Raw genomic sequence first — 21,797 nt, 5'->3', positions numbered from 1 at the left:
TTTAATCTCGGAATCTACAGTGATCCGCAGGCGCTTACAGGCTGCCCTTGGTCGATGGAATGATGCCGGCCGCGCGCTCGTCGAGCTCGGCAGCCATGCGCAGCGCGCGGCCAAAGGCCTTGAACACGGTTTCGCATTGATGGTGGGCATTCGTGCCGCGCAGATTGTCGATATGCAAGGTCACGCCCGCATGGTTGACGAAGCCGCGGAAAAATTCCAGGGTCAGGTCGACGTCGAAGCCGGCGATCATGGCGCGCGTAAACGGGATGTGGTATTCGATGCCCGGGCGGCCCGAGAAATCGAGCACCACGCGCGACAGCGCCTCGTCCAGCGGCACGTACGCATGGCCGTAGCGGCGGATGCCCTTCTTGTCGCCGATGGCCTTGGCCACCGCCATGCCCAGCGTGATGCCCACGTCTTCCACCGTATGGTGGTTGTCGATATGCACGTCGCCCGTCGCTTCGATATCGAGATCGATCAAGCCGTGGCGGGCGATCTGGTCCAGCATATGGTCGAGGAAGGGCACGCCAGTGTTCAGCTTTTGCTGGCCGGTGCCATCGAGGTTAAGGGCGACGCGAACTTGCGTCTCATTGGTGTTGCGCGTGATTTCTGCGGTGCGGTTCATGGGAGGCTCTGGCGATAGGCTAAACGAGGGATGCCTTGAAGGCATCGTAAAAAAGGGAATTTTCTTCCGGGGTGCTGACGCTGATGCGCAGGCAATTGGCCAACGCAGCATGCATTTTACTCATATTTTTAATTAAAACCCGGCGGGCAAGCAGTTTTGCGCAAACATCGTCGGAATCAGCCACACGAATCAAAAGAAAATTTGCCTTCGAGGGAAACACGGTTACGCCCGGCAGTTCCGCCAGGCGCCGCGCCAGGTCGTCGCGCGCGCTGTTGAGCAGGTCCGCCTGCGCATTGAGCACATCGAGGTGCTCGAGCGCGAATTCGGCCGCCGCCTGCGTCAGCACGTTCACGTTATACGGCGGGCGCACTTTCTCGAATTGCGCCAGCAGGGCCGGCGCAGCCGACATGTAGCCGAGGCGGATGCCGGCCAGGCCCAGTTTCGACACGGTGCGCATCACCACCAGGTTCTCGAACTCGGGCAGGCGGCCCATGAAACTGTGCTGCGCGAACGGCTCGTACGCTTCGTCGACGACGGCGATGCCCGTGTCGCCCAGCGCCGCGAGGATGCGCTCGATGTCGGCGCTGGCAAACAGGTTGCCCGTCGGGTTGTTCGGATAGGCGAGGAAGACCAGCGCCGGGCGGTGTTCTTCGATGGCCGCCAGCATGGCCGGCATGTCCAGGCTGAAGTCGGCCTGCAAGGGCACGCCAACGAAATCCATGCCGGCAAACTGCGCCGAGCGCGCATACATGACGAAGGCGGGAACGGGCGCCAGCAGCACGGCGCGCTTGCCCGGCGCCTGCGTGGCGCAGGCCATGGCCAGGATCGAGATCAGTTCATCGGAGCCGTTGCCCAGCATGACATCGTAGCCGGCGGGCACGCCGAGCTTGGCGCAGATGGCCGCCTGCAGGCTGGCGTAGGACGGCGGGTAGCGGTTCAGCGCCACGCCGGCCAGGCGCGCGCCCAGTTCCTCGCGCAGATGCGGCGGCAGCGGATACGGGTTTTCCATCGCATCGAGTTTGATGTAACCGCTGGCATCGGCTACCTGGTAGCTTTTGACGGCCCGCACATCGGACCGCACGGTGTTGCTGATTAACTGATCGAGGAAAGACATGCTGCAAACACTCCTGATGGAATTAAATGGATACGTCTTCCGGCACGGCGGCGCTGCGCGCCTTGCGGGCCGGCGCTTTTTTCGCGGCGGGCGGTTTCTTCACGGCGGCCGGCTTTTTCGCTGCCGCCGGTTTTTTCGCCGCCGCCCTGGCGGGCTTGGTCGCGGCCAATGTGGCCGGTTCGGCCAGCTCCTGCGTCAATGCCGCCAGGCGCTGTTCGATGATGGCGCAATAGTCGGGGTTCAATTCGAAGCCGACGAAATCGCGCCCGCAGCGCTTGGCGGCCAGCGCCGTGGTGCCGCTGCCCATGAACAGGTCGAGCACCACGCCACCGGGCGGGCACGACGCCTTGACCATGCGCTCGATGATTTCGAGCGGCTTTTGCGTCGGGTGGTCGGCCCGTTCCGGGTGTTCCTTGTGCAGGCGCGATACGCTCCACAAGTCTTTCGGGTTGTAACCCACTTCCAGCCATTTGGCGCCGATGAAGATCGAGCGCGAACGGGCTTTCTTGGTGGCCGCGTCGTAGGCGATGCGCACCGCGTCAAGGTCGAAGTAGTAATCCTTGCGCTTGACGAAGAAGCCGATGGTGTCATGCACCGATGAAAAGCTGCGCACGCTGCCGCCCATGGACGGCACGCGGCGGTCCCAGATGATTTCGTTCATCATCGCCATGCGCTGCTTCAGCATGACGAAGATCTCCGGCGAATAACGCCAGGTGAGAAAGATATACAGGCTGCCGTTGGCTTTGAGCTTGGGCAGCGCCGCATCGATCCACTGTTCCGTCCAGCGCAGGTAGTCTGCCACCGACTGCTGGTCCGAGGCATTGCCGTAATCCTTGCCCAGGTTGTACGGCGGATCCGTCAGGATCAGGTCCACCGAGCCATCGGGAATGCGCGCCAGCCCCGCCAGCGCATCTTCGCAATAGACCCGGTTGACCCAGTCAGGGCGATCCGCCAACTTCGTCATGGCTGCGGCTTCAGGCGCAGTTCGGCGCTGCGCGCGTGCGCCTGCAAGCCTTCGCCATACGCCAGGGTAGCGGCGACACGGCCCAGGGTTTGCGCACCCGCTTCGCTCACGTAGATGATGGACGAGCGTTTCTGGAAGTCGTACACGCCCAGCGGCGACGAGAAACGCGCCGTGCGCGACGTCGGCAGCACGTGATTGGGGCCGCAGCAATAGTCGCCCAGCGATTCGGACGAGAAGCGGCCCAGGAACATGGCGCCCGCGTGGCGGATCTGCTCGGCCCACTGCTGCGGATTCTCGGCCGAGATTTCCAGGTGTTCGGCCGCGATGGCATTGGCGATCTCGCATGCCTCTTCCATGCTGCGCACCTTGATCAGGGCGCCGCGGTCGGCCAGCGAGGTGCTGATGGTGGCCTGGCGCGGCATCGTCGGCAGCAGCTTGGCGATGCTCTCTTCGACTTTCGCGATGTAATCGGCGTCCGGGCACAGCAGGATCGCCTGCGCCAGTTCGTCGTGCTCGGCCTGCGAAAACAGGTCCATGGCGACCCAGTCCGGGTCCGTCGTGCCGTCGCACAGCACGAGGATTTCGGAAGGCCCCGCGATCATGTCGATCCCGACGATGCCGAATACGCGGCGCTTGGCGGCGGCCACGTAGGCGTTGCCGGGGCCGACGATTTTATCCACGGCGGCAATCGTCTGCGTGCCATACGCCAGTGCGCCGACGGCTTGCGCGCCGCCGATGGTGATCACGCGCGTCACGCCCGCGATCGCGGCGGCGGCCAGCACCATCTGGTTTTTCACGCCATCGGGCGTCGGCACCACCATGATGATCTCGCTCACGCCCGCCACGTGCGCGGGAATGGCGTTCATCAGCACGGACGACGGATACGCGGCCTTGCCGCCCGGGACGTAGATGCCGACCCGGTCCAGCGGCGTGATCTTCTGCCCCAGCACCGTGCCATCGGGTTCGGTGTAGGTGAAGCCGCGCAGTTCCTCGCGCTGGCGTTCGTGGAAGGCGCGGATGCGCTGGGCGGCGATCTGCAGCGCTTCGCGCTGGGCCGACGGCAAGCCGTTCAGGGCAGCCTGCAATTCGGCCTGCGAAATATCGAAGGCCGCCATTTCCGCCGCGCCGCCATGCGGGATGCGGTCGAAACGGTTGGTGTATTCCAGCACGGCGGCGTCGCCGCGCGTTTTCACATCGGCCAGGATTTTTGCGACCGACGTTTCAATCGCCGCATCGGTCCCCTCCTCGAACGCCAGCAAGGTGTCGAGCGATTGTTGGAAACCATCCTGGCTTGAATCGAGCTTGCGTATCTGTATCGGCATAATCGGCTTTCTGCTACTGAATGTGTCTAGGCTTGCGAGGCGGTTTGCGAGGCGCGTTCAAACGCCTCGATGATCGGCTGCAAGCGCTCGCGCTTGAGTTTTAACGCCGCCTGGTTCACCACCAGGCGCGACGAAATTTCCATGATGTGCTCGACCTCGACGAGGTTGTTCGCACGCAGGGTGCTGCCCGTGCTGACCAGGTCGACGATGGCGTCGGACAAACCGACCAAAGGCGCCAGCTCCATCGATCCATACAGCTTGATCAGGTCGACGTGCACGCCCTTGGCGGCGAAGTGCTCGCGCGCCGTGTGCACGAACTTGGTGGCCACGCGCAATCGCGCACCCTGGTGCACGGCCTTTTCGTAGTCAAAACCGGCCTGCACCGCCACCGACATGCGGCAAGCGGCGATATTCAGGTCGATCGGCTGATACAGGCCTTCGCCGCCGTGTTCGAGCAGGACATCCTTGCCCGCCACGCCGAAATCGGCCGCGCCGTACTGCACGTAGGTCGGCACGTCGCTGGCGCGCACGATGATGACGCGCACGTTCGGATCGTTGGTGGCCAAAATCAGCTTGCGCGAGGTCTCCGGGTTTTCCAGCACACGGATGCCGGCCGCTTCCAGCAGCGGCATGGTGTCCTCAAAAATGCGGCCTTTCGACAGCGCCAGAATCAGCTGGGAGCTGTCACCGTTGTTCGATCCGTTCATGCTCGTTCCTTGTTATTTGATGCGTACGATATTGGCGCCGACGGCGGACAGCTTCACTTCCATGCGGTCATAGCCGCGGTCGAGGTGATAGATGCGGTCGATCAGGGTTTCGCCATCGGCGGCCAGGGCCGCGATCACCAGCGACGCCGACGCGCGCAGGTCCGTTGCCATCACGGGTGCGCCGCGCAGCTGCTTGACGCCGGCGATGATGGCCGTGTTGCCTTCGATGGTGATGTCGGCGCCCAGGCGGTTCATTTCCTGCACGTGCATGAAGCGGTTCTCGAAGATTGTCTCGGTGACGCGGCTGGCGCCATTGGCGATGGTGTTTACGGCCATGAACTGCGCCTGCATGTCGGTCGGGAAGCCCGGGTATTCCGTCGTGCGGAAGCTGACGGGGTTCGGGCGGGCCGACATCTCGGCGCGAATCCAGTCGGCGCCGAAGGTCATCGTCAGGCCCATGGCGCGCAGCTTGTCGAGCGCAGAGTCGAGGATGTCGGTACGCACGTTGCGCAGGGTGATATCGCCGCCGGTGGCCGCCACGGCGCACAGGAAGGTACCCGTCTCGATACGGTCGGGTATCACCGCGTGCGAGGCGCCGTGCAGCGCGTCGACGCCCTGGATCACCAGGCGGCTGGTGCCGATGCCGTCGATCTTCGCGCCCATGGCCACCAAGAGGTGGGCCAGGTCCGTCACTTCCGGTTCGCAGGCGGCGTTTTCCAGGATGGTTTCGCCTTCGGCCAGGGTCGCTGCCATCAGCAGGTTCTCGGTGCCGGTGACGGTGATCATGTCGGTGACGATGCGCGCGCCTTTGAGCTTGGCGCACTTGGCGTAGATGTAGCCCGCCTCGATGCGGATCTCGGCGCCCAAGGCTTCCAGACCCTTGATGTGCTGGTCGACGGGGCGCGAACCGATGGCGCAGCCGCCCGGCAGCGACACCTTGGCTTCGCCGAAGCGCGCCAGCATGGGGCCGAGCACGAGAATCGAGGCGCGCATGGTTTTCACCAGTTCATACGGCGCTTCCAGGGTGTCGATGGCGCTGCCGTTGAGCACCACGCGGTCACCGTCCTGCTGCACTTTCAGGCCAGTCTGGCCCAGCAGTTTCAACATCGTGGCCACGTCGTGCAGATGCGGCACGTTGGTCAGGTTCAGGTCGCCCGCGGTCAGCAGACCGGCGCACAGGATGGGCAGGGCGGCGTTTTTCGCGCCGGAGATGGCGATGTCGCCGTTCAGGCGGTTGCCGCCGTTGATGAGGAGCTTGTCCATGTGCTTATCCTTGGAATTCTTCAGGTGTCAGGGTTTTCATCGACAGCGCGTGGATTTCCTCGCGCATGCGGTCGCCCAGCGCCGCGTAGACGATCTGGTGGCGGGCAATCAGACGCTTGCCGGCAAACGCGGGCGAGACGATCACGGCCTGGAAGTGCTGGCCATCGCCCTCCACTTCGAGGTGCGTGCATTCGAGGCCGGCCGACAGATAGCCGTGGATCAGTTCTGGAGTGGTGGTCACGATAAGTCCTTGATATTGAATAATGTAGTGATGTGAGGTGCCGCAGTTAGTGGCGCAATCTGTAACCGCTTTTCAGCAGGCGGATCGACGCCAGCGCCAGGATCACGAGGAAGCCGGCGACGATGGAAAGACTGAGCCACGGGCTGACGTCGGACACGCCGAAGAAGCCGTAGCGGAAGCCGTCGATCATGTAGAAGAAGGGGTTCAAATGCGATACCGTCTGCCAGAAGGCGGGGAGCGAATGGATCGAATAGAACACGCCCGACAAAAAGGTGGCCGGCATGATCAGGAAGTTCTGGAAGGCGGCCAGCTGGTCGAATTTCTCGGCCCAGATGCCGGCGATCAGGCCCATGGTGCCCAGCATGGCGGCGCCCAGGAAGGCGAAGATCACGATCCACAGCGGCGCGACGAACGACAAATTAGCGAACCAGCACGTGATGGCGAACACGCCAAAGCCCACGGCCAGGCCGCGCGCGACGGAAGCGAGCACGTACGCCGAGAAGATTTCCCAGTGCGACAGGGGCGTCAGCAGCACGAACACCAGGTTGCCCGTGATCTTGGACTGGATCAGCGAGGACGAGGAATTGGCAAACGCGTTTTGCAGCACGCTCATCATCACCAGGCCGGGAATCAGAAAGGCCGTGTAGCTGACGCCGGGACTCGGCTCGACGCGGCCATCGAGTACATGGCCGAACACCAGCAGGTACAGCATCGACGTGAGCACGGGCGCGGCCACGGTTTGCGTCGCCACTTTCCAGAAGCGCAGCGTCTCTTTGTAGACGAGGGTGCGAAATCCTGTCGAAATCATACGGTACCTTTATCCATGATCTGCAAGAAGATATCTTCCAGGTCGGCTTGTTGCAATTGCATTTCATCGATCTCGACGCCCGCTACGCGCAGGCGCGCGAGGATTTTCTCGACTTCGCTGTATTCGTTGACGCGCAGGCTGAACTTGTTCGGCGCCTGCTGTTCTTCCGCATGCAGCACCAGGTGCCGCAGGTCGTCCGGCAGGCTGCCGTTTTTGAGGTGCAGCTGCAGCTGCGAGCCGGCGATGCGGCGGATCAGGGCCGACATGGTGTCGAGCGCCACCACCTTGCCGGTTTTCAGCATGGCCACGCGCTGGCACATGGCTTGCGCCTCTTCCAGGTAGTGGGTGGTCAGCACGACCGTGTGGCCGCCTTCGCGGTTCAGGCGCGAGATGAACTTCCACAGGGTCTGGCGCAGTTCCACGTCGACGCCGGCCGTCGGCTCATCGAGCACGATGACGGGTGGCTTGTGCACCAGCGCTTGCGCCACGAGCACGCGGCGCTTCATGCCGCCGGACAGGGCGCGCATATTCGTGTCGGCCTTGCCGGTCAGGTCGAGGTTTTCCATGACCTCGTCGATCCACTTGTCGTTGTTCGGCAGGCCAAAGTAGCCTGACTGCAGGCGCAGGGTTTCGCGCACGGTGAAGAACGGGTCGAACACCAGTTCCTGCGGCACCACGCCCAGGTTGCGGCGCGCGTTGCGGAAGTCCTTGACCACGTCGTGGCCGTGGATCTTGACGGTGCCCGCGTCAGGGCGGATCAGGCCGGCGATGATGGAAATGAGGGTGGTCTTGCCGGCGCCATTCGGGCCGAGCAGGCCGAAAAACTCGCCTTCCTCGATGGCCAGCGACACGCCGCCCAGCGCCTTGAGCGATTTATAGCTCTTTTCTACATTCGTAATTTGAATTGCGGTCATGTGCTTGTTTCAAGTGTAATGCGTCTGGTGTGATGCGCCAGTTGCCGCAGACATGGAGGCCGGCAGGCTGGTGCAGGGCGCCCCTTCCGCAGAGGGTGGCGCAACAGTCAATTATAGTTGGAAACTTCGTGGAACACTTGGAGATCAATCCGGCGGCGCTGCTGGCCTGCCGGCTTGAAAGCTACTGCTGATGCGGGGAGTGGGACAGGATCAATGATGATGCAGGTCGGACGGGCTGCGTTCGGCGAGGCCGCCGGCGCTGGCGCAGTCGTCGGCCGTCAAGGTGCTCGACACGAGCGAGCAGACGCCATACAGCTTGGTCAGGTTTTTCAGGTTGTTCGGCAGATTTTTCAGCTCCAGCACGGCGCCGGCATCCTGCGCGGCGCGCTGCCACGTCAGCATGACGGAAACGGCGGCCGAATCGACGGCCTTGACGTTGCGCAAGTCGAACTTCGTCTGACCCGAGCGGATGGCGTCCAGACCCTGCTCCAATGCCGAAGTGGCATTGTGCACGGTCAGGGAAGTCAGGGACTGCAAGGTGTCGAGAGAGTCGGGCATGGCGTCGGGCTGCGCTGGTCTGGAGCTGGGTCAGGAGCTATATGATAGCCGATTATTTGGCTTTGGCAGCGGGACGGCTGGCCAGGGCCTTGTTTTTTGCCTGCAAGGTCTTGATCAGGCCATCGATGCCGCCCTTGCTGATCTCGCTGGCAAAGCTGCTTTTGTACGTTTCCACCAGCCACGCGCCCAGCACGTTGATGTCATAGATCTTCCAGCCAGCTGGGGTTTTCGCCACGCGGTAGTTCAGGGGCACGGGTTCGCCGCGCGCCACGTTCACCTGCGAGCGCACTTCCACTTCCGTGTCGGCCGGGTCGGCGCGCAGCGGCTTGAATTCCACGGTTTCATTCTTGATCTGCGACAGGGCGCCCGAATACGTGTAGATCAGCAAGGTGCGAAATTCCGCAGCCAGTTGCTTTTGCTGGTCCGGCGTGGCGTCACGCCAGTAGCGGCCGGCGGCCAGGGCCGTCATGCGCTGGAAATCCACGTACGGCAAGATTTTGCTTTCCACCAATTCAGTGACGCGCTTGATATCGCCAGCCTGGATGGCCTTGTCGTTCTTGGCCGTGTCGATCACGTCCTGGCTGATGCGTTTGACCAGGACGTCCGGCGCTTCCACGGCGGGAGCGGCCTGGGCGGCGGTGGCAAAAGCGATGGTGGCCATCGCCAGCAGTTGTTTCATCAATTTCATGGTTCTACCTTTCATGGTGTTGCTGTGCACCGGCTGGCGTTGATCGCAGCCGTGGTGTTCTTGCGTCCAGTTTACTCCTGAGGCCTGGCCTCGGAAGCAACGGTATTGCTACCAGATGTTACGAGGTCCGCCGGCGCCACCACGGCGGCGGCCGTTGCCGCAGGCGCGTCATTGGCCGGCTGCGGTTTTGCCTCGTACTCCGGCTCGTAATCGCTGGTGTCGTTTTTTGGCACTTTGCGGTCGCGGCGGTCCGTATCGCCATCGAATACCTTGCTTTCGCGCGCCTGCAGGAAGCCGTCGCGGATGAATTCATAGCGGTCCAGCGCGGCCGCTTCCATCAGGTTGGTCGCGTCGAGCAGCGCGGCGCGTTTGTCGACCACGCGCGTCACCGTGCCGATATTGCGCACATTGACGGGATCCTTGTAGCGCCATGGATCGCCCGTGATGTCGAGCGGCAGGGCCACCGTGTCGCGCACGGTCGATGGGCCCAGCAGCGGCAGCATCACGTACGGACCGGGCTGGACGCCATACCAGCCCAGGGTCTGGCCAAAGTCTTCGTTATGCTTGGGAATACCGGCCTGCGAAGCGATGTCGATCAGGCCAAGAAGTCCGAAGGTCGAGTTCATGCTGACGCGCACGACGTCTTGCAAGCCCGCTTCGCCCTTGCCTTGCAGCAAGTTGTTCACGGCGCTCCACACATCGGCCAGGTTGCCGAAGAAGTTGCCCACGCCCGTTTGCACGAACGATGGCGTCACCGTCTTGTAGGCCGTGGCGACCGGCTTCAAGGCCACCTGGTCGACGGTATCGTTAAACTTGAACATGGCGCGGTTATACCCTTCCAGCGGGTCGCGCGGATTGGTGCCGGTGGCGCAAGCGCTCACGCTGGCGGCGATGGCCAGGGCCAGGCCGATACGCGCCAGGCTGCCGTGGGATTGTTTGGTCGACTCGCTCATTTGCTGTCCTTTCCTTCCGCTGCCTTGCTGTAGATGAACTGATTGATCAGATCTTCCAGCACTGTGGCCGATTGAGTACGGGCGATCTTGTCGCCCTCTGCCAGGTTCGCCAGATCGCCGCCTGCTTCCAGGCCGATATATTGCTCACCCAGCAAACCGGCCGTCAAAATCTTGGCCGAGCTGTCTTTCGGAAATTTGTAGCCATCTTCGATGTCCAGTTTCACCAGCGCCTGGTAGGTCTTGTCGTCAAAGCGGATCTCCGCCACGCGCCCCACCACCACGCCCGCGCCCTTGACGGGCGCCTGCGGCTTGAGGCCGCCAATATTGTCGAACTTGGCACTAATGGTATACGTCTTGCTGAAAGACAGCGAGCTCATATTGCCGGCCTTGAGCGCCAGAAACATCAATGCCGCCACACCCAGCAAGACGAACAAGCCGACCCAGACATCCAAAGATTTACGTTGCATAAACAATCCTAAATAATTTTTACTTGCTGCCGCCTGCGCAACATCTTGCCCAGGCCCGCTGTTTGTAGCTGATCGGCAATTACTTGCTAAACATCAAAGCCGTCATCATGAAATCGAGCCACCACACCATCAACGACGAAATCACCACCGTGCGCGTGGTAGCGCCGGACACATCTTCCGGCGTCGGCTGTGCCTGGTAACCCTGGAACAGCGCGATGAAGGTCACCGCGATACCGAACACCAGGCTCTTGATGGTGCCATTGCCCACTTCTTTCCAGACATCGACGCCGCCTTGCATCTGCGACCAGAACGAGCCTTCATCGACGCCGATCAGCACCACGCCGACCAGGTAGCTGCCGATAATGCCGACCGCCGTGAAGATGGCGCCCAGAATCGGCATGGCGATCACGCCGGCCCAGAAACGGGGCGCCAGCACGCGCTGGATCGGGTTGACGGCCATCATTTCCATGGCCGACAGTTGCTCGCCCGCCTTCATCAGGCCGATTTCCGCCGTCAGCGACGTGCCGGCACGGCCGGCGAACAGCAGCGCCGTCACGACGGGGCCCAGTTCGCGCGTCAACGACAGCGCCACCAGCAAGCCCAGCGACTGCTCGGCGCCATACGTGGTCAAAGTGTAATAGCCTTGCAAACCCAGCACCATGCCGACGAACAGGCCGGAAACGGCCGTAATCACCAGCGAGCGGTTACCGATAAAAAACAGTTGCTCAATCACCAGGCGCGGACGGCGCCACAGGCCGCCCGACGAGGCGATGATGATGAAAAACGAACGCACGGCAAAGCCGAGGTCTTGTACCGAACGACGCAACCACGCTCCGATCGACGCCAGGAAACGCGCGATCATCGGCCGCCCCCCGCCTGCAGACCCAGGTCGTCGGCCAGAGACTTGCCCGGATAATGGAAGGGCACGGGGCCATCGGCCTCGGCATTGACGAACTGCTTGACGTAGGGATGCGTCGACACGGCCATCTCGGCCGGCGTGCCGTGCGCCACGATCTTGCCCGATGACAGAAAATAGACGTAATCAGCGATGGCGAAACACTCCTTCACATCGTGCGATACCAGGATAGACGTGGAGCCCAGCGCATCGTTCAAATTGCGGATCAAATTGGCCGTCACGCCCATGGAAATCGGGTCCAGGCCGGCGAACGGCTCGTCGTACATGATCAGTTCGGGATCGAGCGCGATGGCGCGCGCCAGCGCGACGCGGCGGCCCATGCCGCCCGAGATCTCGGCCGGCTTCAATTGCGCCGCATTGCGCAATCCCACGGCGTGCAGCTTCATCAGCACCAGGGTACGGATCAGCTCTTCATTCAAGTCCGTGTGTTCGCGCAGGGGGAAGGCCACGTTTTCGAAGGCCGTCAGATCCGTAAACAGCGCGCCGTGCTGGAACAGCATGCCCATCTTGCGGCGCAGCTGGTATAACTCGTCGGTCTCGAGCGTATGGACGATCTGGCCGTCCACATTCACGGAGCCGGAACTGGGACGCAGCTGCCCGCCGATCAGACGCAGTACGGTCGTCTTGCCACTGCCGGAGCCACCCATGACGGCCACAACTTTTCCACGTGGGAAATCCATTTGAAGGCCCGATAAAATCGAACGTTCTCCATAGGCAAAGTGTAAATCACGGATCTCAACAAGATTTGGCACGACGAAGCTCACTATTTTAATGGCGTATTGTAGTGCAGAAACGCCAACCTCTGCTGAGACACCCCTGCTTACAGCCCGGGACAGGGGAAGAATACAACACTAATGAATCGAAAGTCAGATATTGTAGTGGAAATTCGGCCGCCGCATCGCGTCCCAGCCCGATGACATTCGCGGCTGTTGACTTGACCAGTAAAATAACAAAAGCCACGTCGCGATCCGCGCCGTGGCCCTGTCAAAAAACGAACAATTGCTCGTTTTTTAGCGTGGCAGCAGGGAGGCACCCATCAGGAACTCATCGACGGCGCGCGCGCACTGGCGCCCTTCGCGGATGGCCCACACGACCAGCGACTGTCCGCGGCGCATGTCGCCGGCCGCAAACACCTTGGCCACCGACGTCTGGTAGCAGCCGGCACCATCCGTTGTTGCCTTGACATTGCCGCGCGCATCCGTATCGACGCCGAACGCTTCCAGCACTTGTTGCACAGGTGAAACAAAACCCATGGCCAGGAAGACCAGGTCGGCCTTCATCTCGAATTCCGAGTTCGGCACTTCGCTCATCTTGCCTTCTTTCCATTCGACACGGCAGGCGATCAGCTTTTCCACCTTGCCGCCCTTGCCTTCGAAACGCTTGGTGGCCACGGCCCAGTCGCGCTCGCAGCCTTCCTCGTGCGAGGACGAGGTGCGCAGCTTGGTTGGCCAGTACGGCCAGACGAGCGGCTTGTTTTCCTGTTCCGGCGGCTGCGGCATCAGTTCGAACTGGGCCACCGAGGCGGCGCCATGGCGGTTCGAGGTGCCCACGCAGTCGGAACCCGTGTCGCCGCCGCCGATCACCACCACGTGCTTGCCCGTGGCCTTGATCTGGTCCTTGAGCTTGTCGCCCGCGTTGACCTTGTTTTGCAGCGGCAGGAAATCCATGGCGAAGTGCACGCCTTTCAGCTCGCGGCCCGGCACGGGCAAGTCGCGCGGCTGCTCGGCGCCGCCGGCCATGATGACGGCGTCAAATTCTTTTTCCAGGTCTTCCGGGAAAATGGTTTCCTTGGCCCAGTTATTCACGTGGGCAGGGAAATCCTTGCCGACCAGCACGCTGGTGCGGAACACGACGCCTTCGGCTTCCATCTGTTTGACGCGCAGGTCGATGTGCGACTTTTCCATCTTGAAGTCGGGGATGCCGTAACGCAGCAAGCCACCGACCCGGTCGCTCTTTTCAAACACTGTGACGGCATGGCCGGCGCGCGCCAGCTGCTGCGCCGCCGCCAGGCCGGCGGGGCCGGAACCGACGATGGCTACTTTCTTGCCCGTACTGAAACCCGCCGGCTGCGGCGTGACCCAGCCGTGCTCCCAGCCCATGTCGATGATTTTATGCTCGATCGACTTGATGCCGACCGGGTCTTCATGGATGCCCAGGGTGCAGGCCGACTCGCACGGCGCCGGGCAGATGCGGCCCGTAAATTCCGGGAAGTTATTTGTCGAATGCAAGACGTCGAGCGCTTCGCGGTAGTTACCGCGGTACACGAGGTCATTCCAGTCAGGAATGATGTTGTTCACGGGGCAGCCCGTGGTGCAGAAGGGAATGCCGCAATCCATGCAGCGCGCGCCCTGCACGGTCGCTTGCGCATCCGACAGGTGCAGCACGAATTCCTTGTAGTTCTTCAGGCGCGCGGCAGGCTCCAGATAGTGCTCGTCCTGGCGCTTGAATTCCATGAAGCCGGTAATTTTACCCACGATAGTTCCTTTGTATTTGGCTGGCGGGGAGCGGCCTGGCCGCTCCCGTATCATTTAGCTTGGCTGGCTCAGGCGGCGACGGCTTGGACTTCCATGGCGGCGTCGGCTGCCATTTCAATCAGCGCGCGCTTGTATTCGTTCGGGAAGACCTTCACGAACTTGCCGCGCGCCACGGCCCAGTCGTCGAGCAAGACGCGGGCGCGGGTGCTGCCCGTATGCTTGAAGTGACGCTCGATCAGGCGCTTGAGGATGACCTCGTCCGCTTCCGGCACGCCATCGCGGTGCTGCGTATGCCAGGCATCGCGGTCGACGTGCTGTTCCGCTGCCGACACGACCTTATCCAGGCTGACCATGGCCGTGTTGCACTTGCTGGCAAAGTCGCCGGCCGGGTCATACACATAGGCGATACCGCCCGACATGCCGGCCGCGAAGTTGCGTCCCGTGTTGCCCAGCACCACGACCGTGCCGCCCGTCATGTATTCGCAGCCATGGTCGCCCAGGCCCTCGACCACCGTGGTGGCGCCCGAGTTGCGCACGGCAAAGCGTTCGCCAGCCACGCCATTGAAGAAGGCTTCGCCGGCAATCGCGCCGTACAGCACCGTGTTGCCGATGATGATGTTGTCCACGGCCCAGCCGCGGAACTCGGTATTGGGCCGCACGATGATGCGTCCGCCCGACAAGCCCTTGCCCACGTAATCGTTGCCCTCGCCCACCAGGTCGATCGTGATGCCGTGCGCCAGGAAGGCGCAGGCCGACTGCCCCGCCGTACCTTGCAGCTGGATGTGGATGGTGTCGTCCGGCAAGCCGGCGTGACCGTATTTCTTCGCCACTTCGCCGGACAGCATGGTACCCACCGTGCGGTTCAGGTTGCGTACGGGCGAGATGAAGGAGACGCGCTCGCCCTTTTCCAGCGCCGCGCGCGCTTGCGCGATCAGCTTGTGGTCGAGCGCTTTCTCCAGCGCATGGTCCTGAAACTCCACATGGCGGCAGGCTTGGCCATCAGGTGTTTCCGGCTTGTGGAAGATGGCCGAGAAGTCCAGGCCCTGCGCCTTCCAGTGCGAAATCGCCTTCGATTTATCGAGCAGGTCGACACGGCCGATCAGTTCGTCGTACGTGCGGATGCCCAGCTGCGCCATCAATTGACGGGCTTCTTCGGCAACGAAGAAGAAGTAATTGACGACATACTCGGGTTTGCCCGAGAACTTGGCGCGCAGCACCGGATCTTGCGTGGCCACGCCCACCGGGCACGTATTCAGATGGCATTTGCGCATCATGATGCAGCCTTCGACCACCAGCGGCGCCGTGGCGAAACCGATCTCGTCGGCGCCCAGCAGGGCGGCGATGACTACGTCGCGGCCCGTTTTCATCTGGCCGTCGGCCTGCACGCGGATGCGGCTGCGCAAGCCGTTCAAGACCAGGGTTTGTTGCGTTTCAGCCAGGCCCAGCTCCCACGGCGTGCCCGCATGTTTCACGGACGACAGTGGCGACGCGCCCGTGCCGCCGTCGTGGCCGGCAACGACCACGTGGTCGGCTTTCGCCTTGGTGACGCCGGCGGCGACCGTGCCGATACCCACTTCCGACACCAGTTTCACGGAAATCGAGGCACGCGGATTGGCATTTTTCAAGTCATGGATCAGCTGCGCCAGGTCTTCGATGGAATAAATGTCATGGTGCGGCGGCGGCGAAATCAGGCCCACGCCCGGCACGGAAAAGCGCAGGCTGGCGATGTATTCCGACACCTTATGCCCCGGCAACTGACCGCCTTCGCCCGGTTTCGCGCCTTGCGCCATCTTGATCTGGATCTGGTCGGCCGAGTTCAGGTAGGCGGCCGTGACGCCGAAACGTCCCGATGCCACCTGCTTGATGCGCGAACGCATGGAATCGCCTTCCTGCAGCGGAATATCGACGACGATCTGCTCGGCGCCCACGATGGACGCCATGGTGTCGCCCTGGCGGATCGGGATGCCCTTCAATTCCTGCGTGTAGCGGTTCGGATCTTCGCCGCCTTCGCCCGTGTTCGACTTGCCGCCGATGCGGTTCATGGCGACCGCCAGCGTCGCGTGCGCTTCCGTGCTGATGGAACCGAGCGACATGGCGCCCGTGGCGAAACGCTTGACGATTTCCTTGGCCGGTTCCACTTCATCGAGCGGGATCGCCTTGGTCGGATCGAGCTTGAACTCGAACAGGCCGCGCAGGGTCAGGTGGCGACGGCTCTGGTCGTTGATGATTTGCGCATATTCCTTGTAGCTGGAGAAATTGTTGCTGCGCGTGGAATGCTGCAGTTTCGCAATCGCATCCGGTGTCCACATATGGTCTTCACCACGCACGCGGAATGCGTATTCGCCGCCCGCATCGAGCTTGTCCACCAGCACGGGATCGTTGCCGAAAGCCAGTGCATGCAGGCGCAGCGCTTCTTCCGCCACTTCAAACACGCCGATGCCTTCCACGTTCGAAGCCGTGCCCTTGAAGTATTTGTCGACCAGCGATTTGTTCAGGCCGATGGCTTCGAAGATTTGCGCGCCGCAGTAGGACATGTAGGTCGAAATACCCATCTTCGACATGACCTTCATCAAGCCCTTGCCGACAGCCTTGGTGTAGTTATAGATGGCTTTGTCGCCCGACAGGTCGCCCGGCAAGCCGTGCGCCATCTCGGCCAGGGTTTCCATGGCCAGGTACGGGTGGACGGCTTCCGCACCATAGCCAGCGAGCAAGGCGAAGTGATGCGTTTCGCGGGCCGAGCCCGTTTCCACGACGAGACCGGTGGAGGCGCGCAAGCCCTTGCTCACCAGGTGCTGGTGCACGGTGGACGTGGCCAAGAGCGCAGGGATCGCCACCTGGTCGGCGCAAATGGCGCGGTCCGAGACGATCAGGATGTTGTGACCGGATTTCACGGCGTCGACGGCTTCCGCGCACAGCGAGGCCAGGCAGGCTTCCACGCCTTCCTTGCCCCAGGCCAGCGGGTAGCAGATGTCCAGTTCGTAGGACTTGAACTTGCCACCCGTGTGGGCGCTGATGTTGCGCAGACGGGCCATGTCGTCAAAGCCCAGCACGGGCTGCGCCACTTCCAGGCGCATCGGCGGGTTGACGTTGTTGGTATCCAGCAAGTTCGGTTTCGGGCCGATGAAGGACACGAGCGACATCACCATCGCTTCGCGGATCGGGTCGATCGGCGGGTTCGTCACTTGCGCGAACAGTTGCTTGAAGTAGTTATACAGCGGCTTCAATTTGTTCGACATGACAGCCAGCGGCGAATCATTGCCCATCGAGCCCGTCGCCTCTTCGCCGGCCACGGCCATCGGCGCCATGAGAAATTTCAAGTCTTCCTGCGTGTAGCCGAATGCCTGCTGGCGGTCCAGCAGCGACGGCTGGGCTTTTTCGCCCTGCGCGCGGTCCAGCTTTGCCTGGCCTTCGGCCAGCTTGATCTCGTCGAGCTTGATGCGCACGGAATTGATCCACGCTTTATACGGCTTGGCGTTGGCGTAGGTGTTTTTCAATTCCTGGTCGTCGATGATGCGGCCCGCTTCCAGGTCGATCAGGAACATTTTGCCAGGCTGCAAGCGCCATTTCTGGATGATTTTCGATTCCGGAATCGGCAGCACGCCCGATTCCGACGCCATCACCACCAGGTCGTCGTCCGTGACGATATAACGCGCCGGACGCAAGCCATTGCGGTCCAGGGTGCCGCCGATATGGCGGCCATCCGTAAACGCCATGGCGGCGGGGCCGTCCCACGGTTCCATCATGGCCGCGTGGTATTCATAGAAGGCGCGGCGGTTGTCATCCATCGTCGTGTGGTTTTCCCACGCTTCCGGGATCATCATCATCATCGCCTGGGCGATCGGGTAGCCTGCCATCAACAGCAGTTCCAGCGCATTGTCGAAACAGGCCGTGTCGGACTGGCCTTCATAGATCAGGGGGAACAGCTTTTGCAGGTCGTCGCCCAGCACGGCCGACTTCATGACGCCTTCGCGCGCGCGCATCCAGTTAAAGTTGCCTTTGACCGTGTTGATCTCGCCGTTGTGCGCGATCAAACGGTAGGGGTGGGCCAGCGGCCATTCAGGGAAGGTATTCGTCGAGAAACGCTGGTGGACGAGGGCCAGGGCCGAGATGCAGCGCGCATCCTGCAAGTCCTTGTAGTACACGCCGACCTGATCGGCCAGCAGCAAGCCCTTGTACACAATAGTACGGGCCGACATCGACGGCACGAAGAATTCCTTGCCATGCAACAGTTTCAAGGCCTGGATGGCGTGGCCCGACGATTTGCGGATCACATACAGTTTGCGCTCGAGCGCGTCGGTGACCATGATGTCCGGGCCGCGGCCGATGAAAATCTGGCGGATGACGGGTTCCTTGGCGCGCACGGTGGGCGACATCGGCATGTCCGTATCGATGGGCACGTTGCGCCAGCCCAGCACGACTTGTCCCTCGATGCGCACGGCGCGTTCGATTTCCTGTTCGCAAGCGATGCGCGATGCGTGTTCCTTCGGCAGGAAGACCATGCCCACGCCGTATTCGCCAGGCGGCGGCAGTTCCACGCCCTGCTTGGCCATTTCCTCGCGGTAGTACTGGTCGGGAATCTGGATCAGGATGCCGGCGCCATCGCCCATCAGCGCATCGGCGCCCACGGCGCCCCGGTGATCGAGGTTTTTCAGTATCAGCAAACCCTGTTCGACGATCGAATGGGTCTTGTTGCCCTTGATATGGGCGACGAAACCGACGCCGCAGGCATCGTGTTCATTGGCTGGGTCGTACAGGCCTTGCGCTTTCATGGGCTTCTCCGCTGCATATGACTATCGAAAAACTAGAGTAGTGCAACGCAACAAAAAACTCAACTACAACAATTAGGGTCGGAGTCGAATTAAATTCGATTCTGTCGCGCTAAAAATTTAATAGGGACATAGTCGAGGCCATTTCAATAAAACGTCAGAAAGGACTCATTTTTTGTTTTAAATACGAATGCTTTTTAATTAGCGTCCGCGGCGGCCGCGATTTTGCGGGGACGGCCCCGCTTGGCCGGCAGCACTTGCCGCTGCATTTTCTGCTCCAGCGCCTGCTTGAACGGCTCGGAACCCAGCGGCCAGCCCTTCAATACAGCCTCTTCCACCACTTTCACCTGGCTGCTGCCCAAGCCTTGCTCGAACAGGCGCAGATAGGCCGCCTCGCGGTCGAACGGCGTGTTGCCCAGCGCCCAGTACAACGCGTGGTCGGTGATGACGGGATCAGGTCGCACGCCGGCATGATGGGCATAGCTGGACCACGCATGGTCGAGGGCATGTGCCACCAAGCCCGTTTGCACGGGCACGCATTCGAGGTAGCGGCAGCAAGTGAGGAAGAAATTATCGGGATCGATGACGGAAGTTTTGTAGCGTCCCTGCCACAATGCCCCTTCACGGCCGTATTTTTGGTTGAAATACGGCACGTAATAGCGTCCCAGCCACTGCATCAGCTGCCCCAGGCCCGTCGCATCGCTGGGCGTGGCCAACAAATGTAGCTGATCAGGCAATAAAACGTAGGCGTGGATGGCCACCTTGAACATTTTCGCCCCCGTTTTCAGCCACGAGAGAAATTGCGTATAGTCGGCCGCATCCTGGAACACGGGCTGGCGGTTGCTGCCGCGCTGTATCACGTAATGGGGCAGTGCTGGAATGATGAGACGAGGCAAACGGGCCATGGCAAGAGTCGGCAAATAAAGGCTAAGGCCTTGATTTTACACACTTGTGCGCGCAAGACACGACTCTGACCCTGTTTTATTTGACATACTGAAAAAAACGGCTGGCTCTGTCCCTTTTATTGCACCGGCCCCTTGCGAGCGGCGCGATACGGCAAATCAGGACAGATTAAAACTGGCCGACAGGCTGTAGCCCTCGCCATAGGCGCTGCGCAGCGGCAAGTCCTGGCCCAGGCCCGTCTTGGCTTTCTTGCGCAGGCGGTAGACGAGCATGTCGACCCGGCGGCCCGCATCGGGATCTTCGCCGCCCATACCGGCCACGATGACGTCGCGCGGCACGGGGCGGGTGTTGATGGTGAGCAGGTGCAGGAAGTTGAATTCCTTTTCCGTCAGGGCGATGACGGCGCCCATCAGCTCAAGTTGGCGAGCGCTTACCTTCAAGGTCCACTTGCCCGGCTCGGGCACGGGATCTTGCGGACCGACGCGGCGGTCGAGCGCCTCGATATGGGCGGCCAGTTCGGGGAATTTGATCGGCTTGGTCAGATAGTGGTCGGCACCGAGGCGCAAGCCCAGGATGCGGCTGTCGAAGGCGACGCGCCCCGTCAGCACCAGTACGCCGATTTGCGGATACAGCTGGCGCATGCGGGGGATGACGTTGAAGCCATCCTCGTCGGGCAAGCCCAGGTCCAGCACGACCACGCCAACATTGCCATGGCTCAACGCCGTCCACATCCCGCCAGCGGAGCTGGTGATATGAACTTCGTGTTCGAGCTCAACGAGAAACTCCGCCATGTCTTCGGCGTAGTCCAGATTGTCTTCGACGATCAGTATTTTCGTCATTGCAACGCCATTCTTCCGTTAGTGAGCTACCGTGGGCAAACCATGCCATTCACTTCTGCACCATGATGGACGGCACAATAGGTTTACGTCAAGGAATTATCACGGTTGCCTTCAGCGGAAGCAAGACTTTTCCTGATCTAGACAGGAAGCGGCAGCCAAATCCGGAAAACGGCCCCACCTTCGGGCAGATTATGCCCCTGCAAACTCCCGCCATGCACGTCGACCACGGCGCGCGCCATGTACAGGCCCAGGCCTGCGCCCGGATGCGTCGCATGGCTTCCACGGCTGCCCTTTTCGAACATATGCGCCAGTTCGTCTTCCCGCAAGCCGGGGCCCGCATCGCGCACGCACAGCGCCACGCCGCCTTCGGGTACCAGCCTGGCCGACAAGCCGATGGGGCTGCCGGGCGGGCTGAACTTGACGGCGTTGTCTAACAAGATTTTCAGGCACAGAGCCATGCCGGGCACGTCGCAACGCAGCTTGGCTGGCAAGTCCTCGTCGAGTTCCAGCTGCACCGGGTGGCTGGCGGGCACGGTGGCGGCCGCCTGCTGCAGCAAGGCCAGCGGCGCGATGCCGTCGGCGGCCCGCTCGCGGCCGATGGCCGCCATGCGTTCGGGCGACAGATAATCGTCGATCATGAACAACAAGCGGTCGACGGCCGTCTGGATTTTCACGTAGCGCTTGCGCGTGGCCTCGTCGGCATCTTTCGATGTCGAGACGAGGCGCTGGATGGCGCCATCGATGGTGGCCAGCGGCGTGCGGAATTCATGCGACAGCATCGAGGCGAAGCGCTTCTGCTCCTTTTCCCGTTCCGCTTCCTGCGCCTGGGCCGCGCTGACGTCGCGCACCGTGCCCGCCAAGGTCACGCCCCGCCCGGCCGCCGCGGGCACGATGGTCGAGCTGATTTCCAGCGCCAGCAGATGGCCGTCCGCGTGCGGCAGTTCCACTTCGCGCAGCAGGCTCAAGCGGCTGGTGTCGCCATCGCGCCAGCGTTGCAGCCGGGCCGGCACCTCCGCCGCCAGCTGCGCCGCGTATTCGCGCAAGGCAGGCAGGTCATGGCCCGTCAGGCGCTGCGCGGCGGGGCTGATGTAGAGCAATTCGAGGGTGGTGGCGTCGAGCAGGAAAGCCGCGTCGCGCCCGTGCTCGGCCAGCAGGCGGAACTGCGCTTCGCCCGCCCGCGCGCGCAGCAGGGCACGGCGCAACTGGACGAAACGCAGCGCCATGAGGATGGCGCCGGCAAGCAGCAGAAGGAAAATAGGCAGCATGCGTTATACC

20 protein-coding genes are annotated in these 21,797 nt (G+C 62.0%); all 20 read right to left on the bottom strand.

Going from position 1 to position 21,797, the window contains the following annotated elements:
* Window positions 1-34 precede the first annotated feature (34 nt).
* The gene (hisB, locus tag BLU39_RS22955) at window positions 35-625 is read right to left on the bottom strand and encodes an imidazoleglycerol-phosphate dehydratase HisB (RefSeq protein ID WP_010402123.1); all 591 of its coding nucleotides are present in this window, start codon (window positions 623-625) and stop codon (window positions 35-37) included.
* Between the two features lie 19 nt (window positions 626-644).
* Window positions 645-1,739, bottom strand: coding sequence for a histidinol-phosphate transaminase (gene hisC, locus BLU39_RS22950; protein WP_092717360.1), 1,095 nt, complete (start codon window positions 1,737-1,739; stop codon window positions 645-647).
* A 22-nt stretch (window positions 1,740-1,761) separates the two neighbouring features.
* Complete coding sequence (locus BLU39_RS22945; RefSeq protein ID WP_092717357.1) at window positions 1,762-2,703, bottom strand: DNA-methyltransferase; 942 nt, start codon at window positions 2,701-2,703, stop codon at window positions 1,762-1,764.
* On the bottom strand, window positions 2,700-4,025 hold the full coding sequence (gene hisD, locus BLU39_RS22940) for a histidinol dehydrogenase (RefSeq protein WP_092717354.1): 1,326 nt from the start codon (window positions 4,023-4,025) through the stop codon (window positions 2,700-2,702). Before hisD ends, BLU39_RS22945 begins: the two co-directional genes overlap by 4 nt.
* Before the next feature lie 26 nt (window positions 4,026-4,051).
* Entirely contained in the window at window positions 4,052-4,732 is a 681-nt protein-coding gene (gene hisG / locus BLU39_RS22935) for an ATP phosphoribosyltransferase (protein WP_092717351.1), read from the bottom strand.
* Window positions 4,733-4,744: 12 nt separating this feature from the next.
* Window positions 4,745-5,995 (bottom strand): UDP-N-acetylglucosamine 1-carboxyvinyltransferase, encoded by a 1,251-nt coding sequence (gene murA / locus BLU39_RS22930; RefSeq protein ID WP_092717348.1) that lies wholly within the window; start codon window positions 5,993-5,995, stop codon window positions 4,745-4,747.
* A 4-nt stretch (window positions 5,996-5,999) separates the two neighbouring features.
* Window positions 6,000-6,236 carry a BolA family protein gene (locus BLU39_RS22925; RefSeq protein ID WP_010402134.1) on the bottom strand — a complete coding sequence of 79 codons (237 nt, stop codon included), beginning with the start codon at window positions 6,234-6,236 and terminating at the stop codon, window positions 6,000-6,002.
* 46 nt (window positions 6,237-6,282) lie between these two features.
* The gene (locus BLU39_RS22920; protein WP_092717345.1) at window positions 6,283-7,044 is read right to left on the bottom strand and encodes an ABC transporter permease; all 762 of its coding nucleotides are present in this window, start codon (window positions 7,042-7,044) and stop codon (window positions 6,283-6,285) included.
* Window positions 7,041-7,958, bottom strand: coding sequence for an ABC transporter ATP-binding protein (locus BLU39_RS22915; RefSeq protein ID WP_092717342.1), 918 nt, complete (start codon window positions 7,956-7,958; stop codon window positions 7,041-7,043). Before BLU39_RS22915 ends, BLU39_RS22920 begins: the two co-directional genes overlap by 4 nt.
* A 210-nt stretch (window positions 7,959-8,168) precedes the next feature.
* Window positions 8,169-8,516, bottom strand: coding sequence for an STAS domain-containing protein (locus BLU39_RS22910; RefSeq protein ID WP_092717339.1), 348 nt, complete (start codon window positions 8,514-8,516; stop codon window positions 8,169-8,171).
* Window positions 8,517-8,568: 52 nt separating this feature from the next.
* Entirely contained in the window at window positions 8,569-9,204 is a 636-nt protein-coding gene (locus tag BLU39_RS22905) for an MlaC/ttg2D family ABC transporter substrate-binding protein (RefSeq protein ID WP_092717336.1), read from the bottom strand.
* Window positions 9,205-9,275: 71 nt separating this feature from the next.
* Complete coding sequence (locus BLU39_RS22900; protein ID WP_092717333.1) at window positions 9,276-10,157, bottom strand: MlaA family lipoprotein; 882 nt, start codon at window positions 10,155-10,157, stop codon at window positions 9,276-9,278.
* Window positions 10,154-10,624, bottom strand: a complete 471-nt coding sequence (gene mlaD, locus BLU39_RS22895; RefSeq protein WP_070346035.1) for an outer membrane lipid asymmetry maintenance protein MlaD — start codon at window positions 10,622-10,624, stop codon at window positions 10,154-10,156. The genes BLU39_RS22900 and mlaD overlap by 4 nt, the downstream gene beginning before the upstream one ends.
* Window positions 10,625-10,703: 79 nt before the next feature.
* Entirely contained in the window at window positions 10,704-11,486 is a 783-nt protein-coding gene (gene mlaE / locus BLU39_RS22890; RefSeq protein WP_046683187.1) for a lipid asymmetry maintenance ABC transporter permease subunit MlaE, read from the bottom strand.
* Window positions 11,483-12,292 carry an ABC transporter ATP-binding protein gene (locus tag BLU39_RS22885; protein WP_092717686.1) on the bottom strand — a complete coding sequence of 270 codons (810 nt, stop codon included), beginning with the start codon at window positions 12,290-12,292 and terminating at the stop codon, window positions 11,483-11,485. The genes mlaE and BLU39_RS22885 overlap by 4 nt, the downstream gene beginning before the upstream one ends.
* A 258-nt stretch (window positions 12,293-12,550) precedes the next feature.
* Window positions 12,551-14,014, bottom strand: a complete 1,464-nt coding sequence (locus BLU39_RS22880; protein WP_092717330.1) for a glutamate synthase subunit beta — start codon at window positions 14,012-14,014, stop codon at window positions 12,551-12,553.
* Window positions 14,015-14,082: 68 nt separating this feature from the next.
* Complete coding sequence (locus BLU39_RS22875; protein ID WP_092717326.1) at window positions 14,083-18,783, bottom strand: glutamate synthase-related protein; 4,701 nt, start codon at window positions 18,781-18,783, stop codon at window positions 14,083-14,085.
* Window positions 18,784-18,977: 194 nt separating this feature from the next.
* The gene (locus BLU39_RS22870) at window positions 18,978-19,685 is read right to left on the bottom strand and encodes a transposase (RefSeq protein ID WP_092717323.1); all 708 of its coding nucleotides are present in this window, start codon (window positions 19,683-19,685) and stop codon (window positions 18,978-18,980) included.
* 156 nt (window positions 19,686-19,841) lie between these two features.
* On the bottom strand, window positions 19,842-20,522 hold the full coding sequence (locus BLU39_RS22865) for a response regulator transcription factor (protein WP_034753797.1): 681 nt from the start codon (window positions 20,520-20,522) through the stop codon (window positions 19,842-19,844).
* A gap of 137 nt (window positions 20,523-20,659) precedes the next feature.
* Window positions 20,660-21,787, bottom strand: coding sequence for a PAS domain-containing sensor histidine kinase (locus tag BLU39_RS22860; protein WP_092717320.1), 1,128 nt, complete (start codon window positions 21,785-21,787; stop codon window positions 20,660-20,662).
* Window positions 21,788-21,797 lie beyond the last annotated feature (10 nt).

The sequence above is a fragment of the Janthinobacterium sp. OK676 genome, assembly GCF_900103595.1.
GTDB lineage: Bacteria > Pseudomonadota > Gammaproteobacteria > Burkholderiales > Burkholderiaceae_D > Janthinobacterium.
Note: the sequence above shows the minus strand (reverse complement) of the source record. Positions and strands in the feature narration are given on the sequence as shown.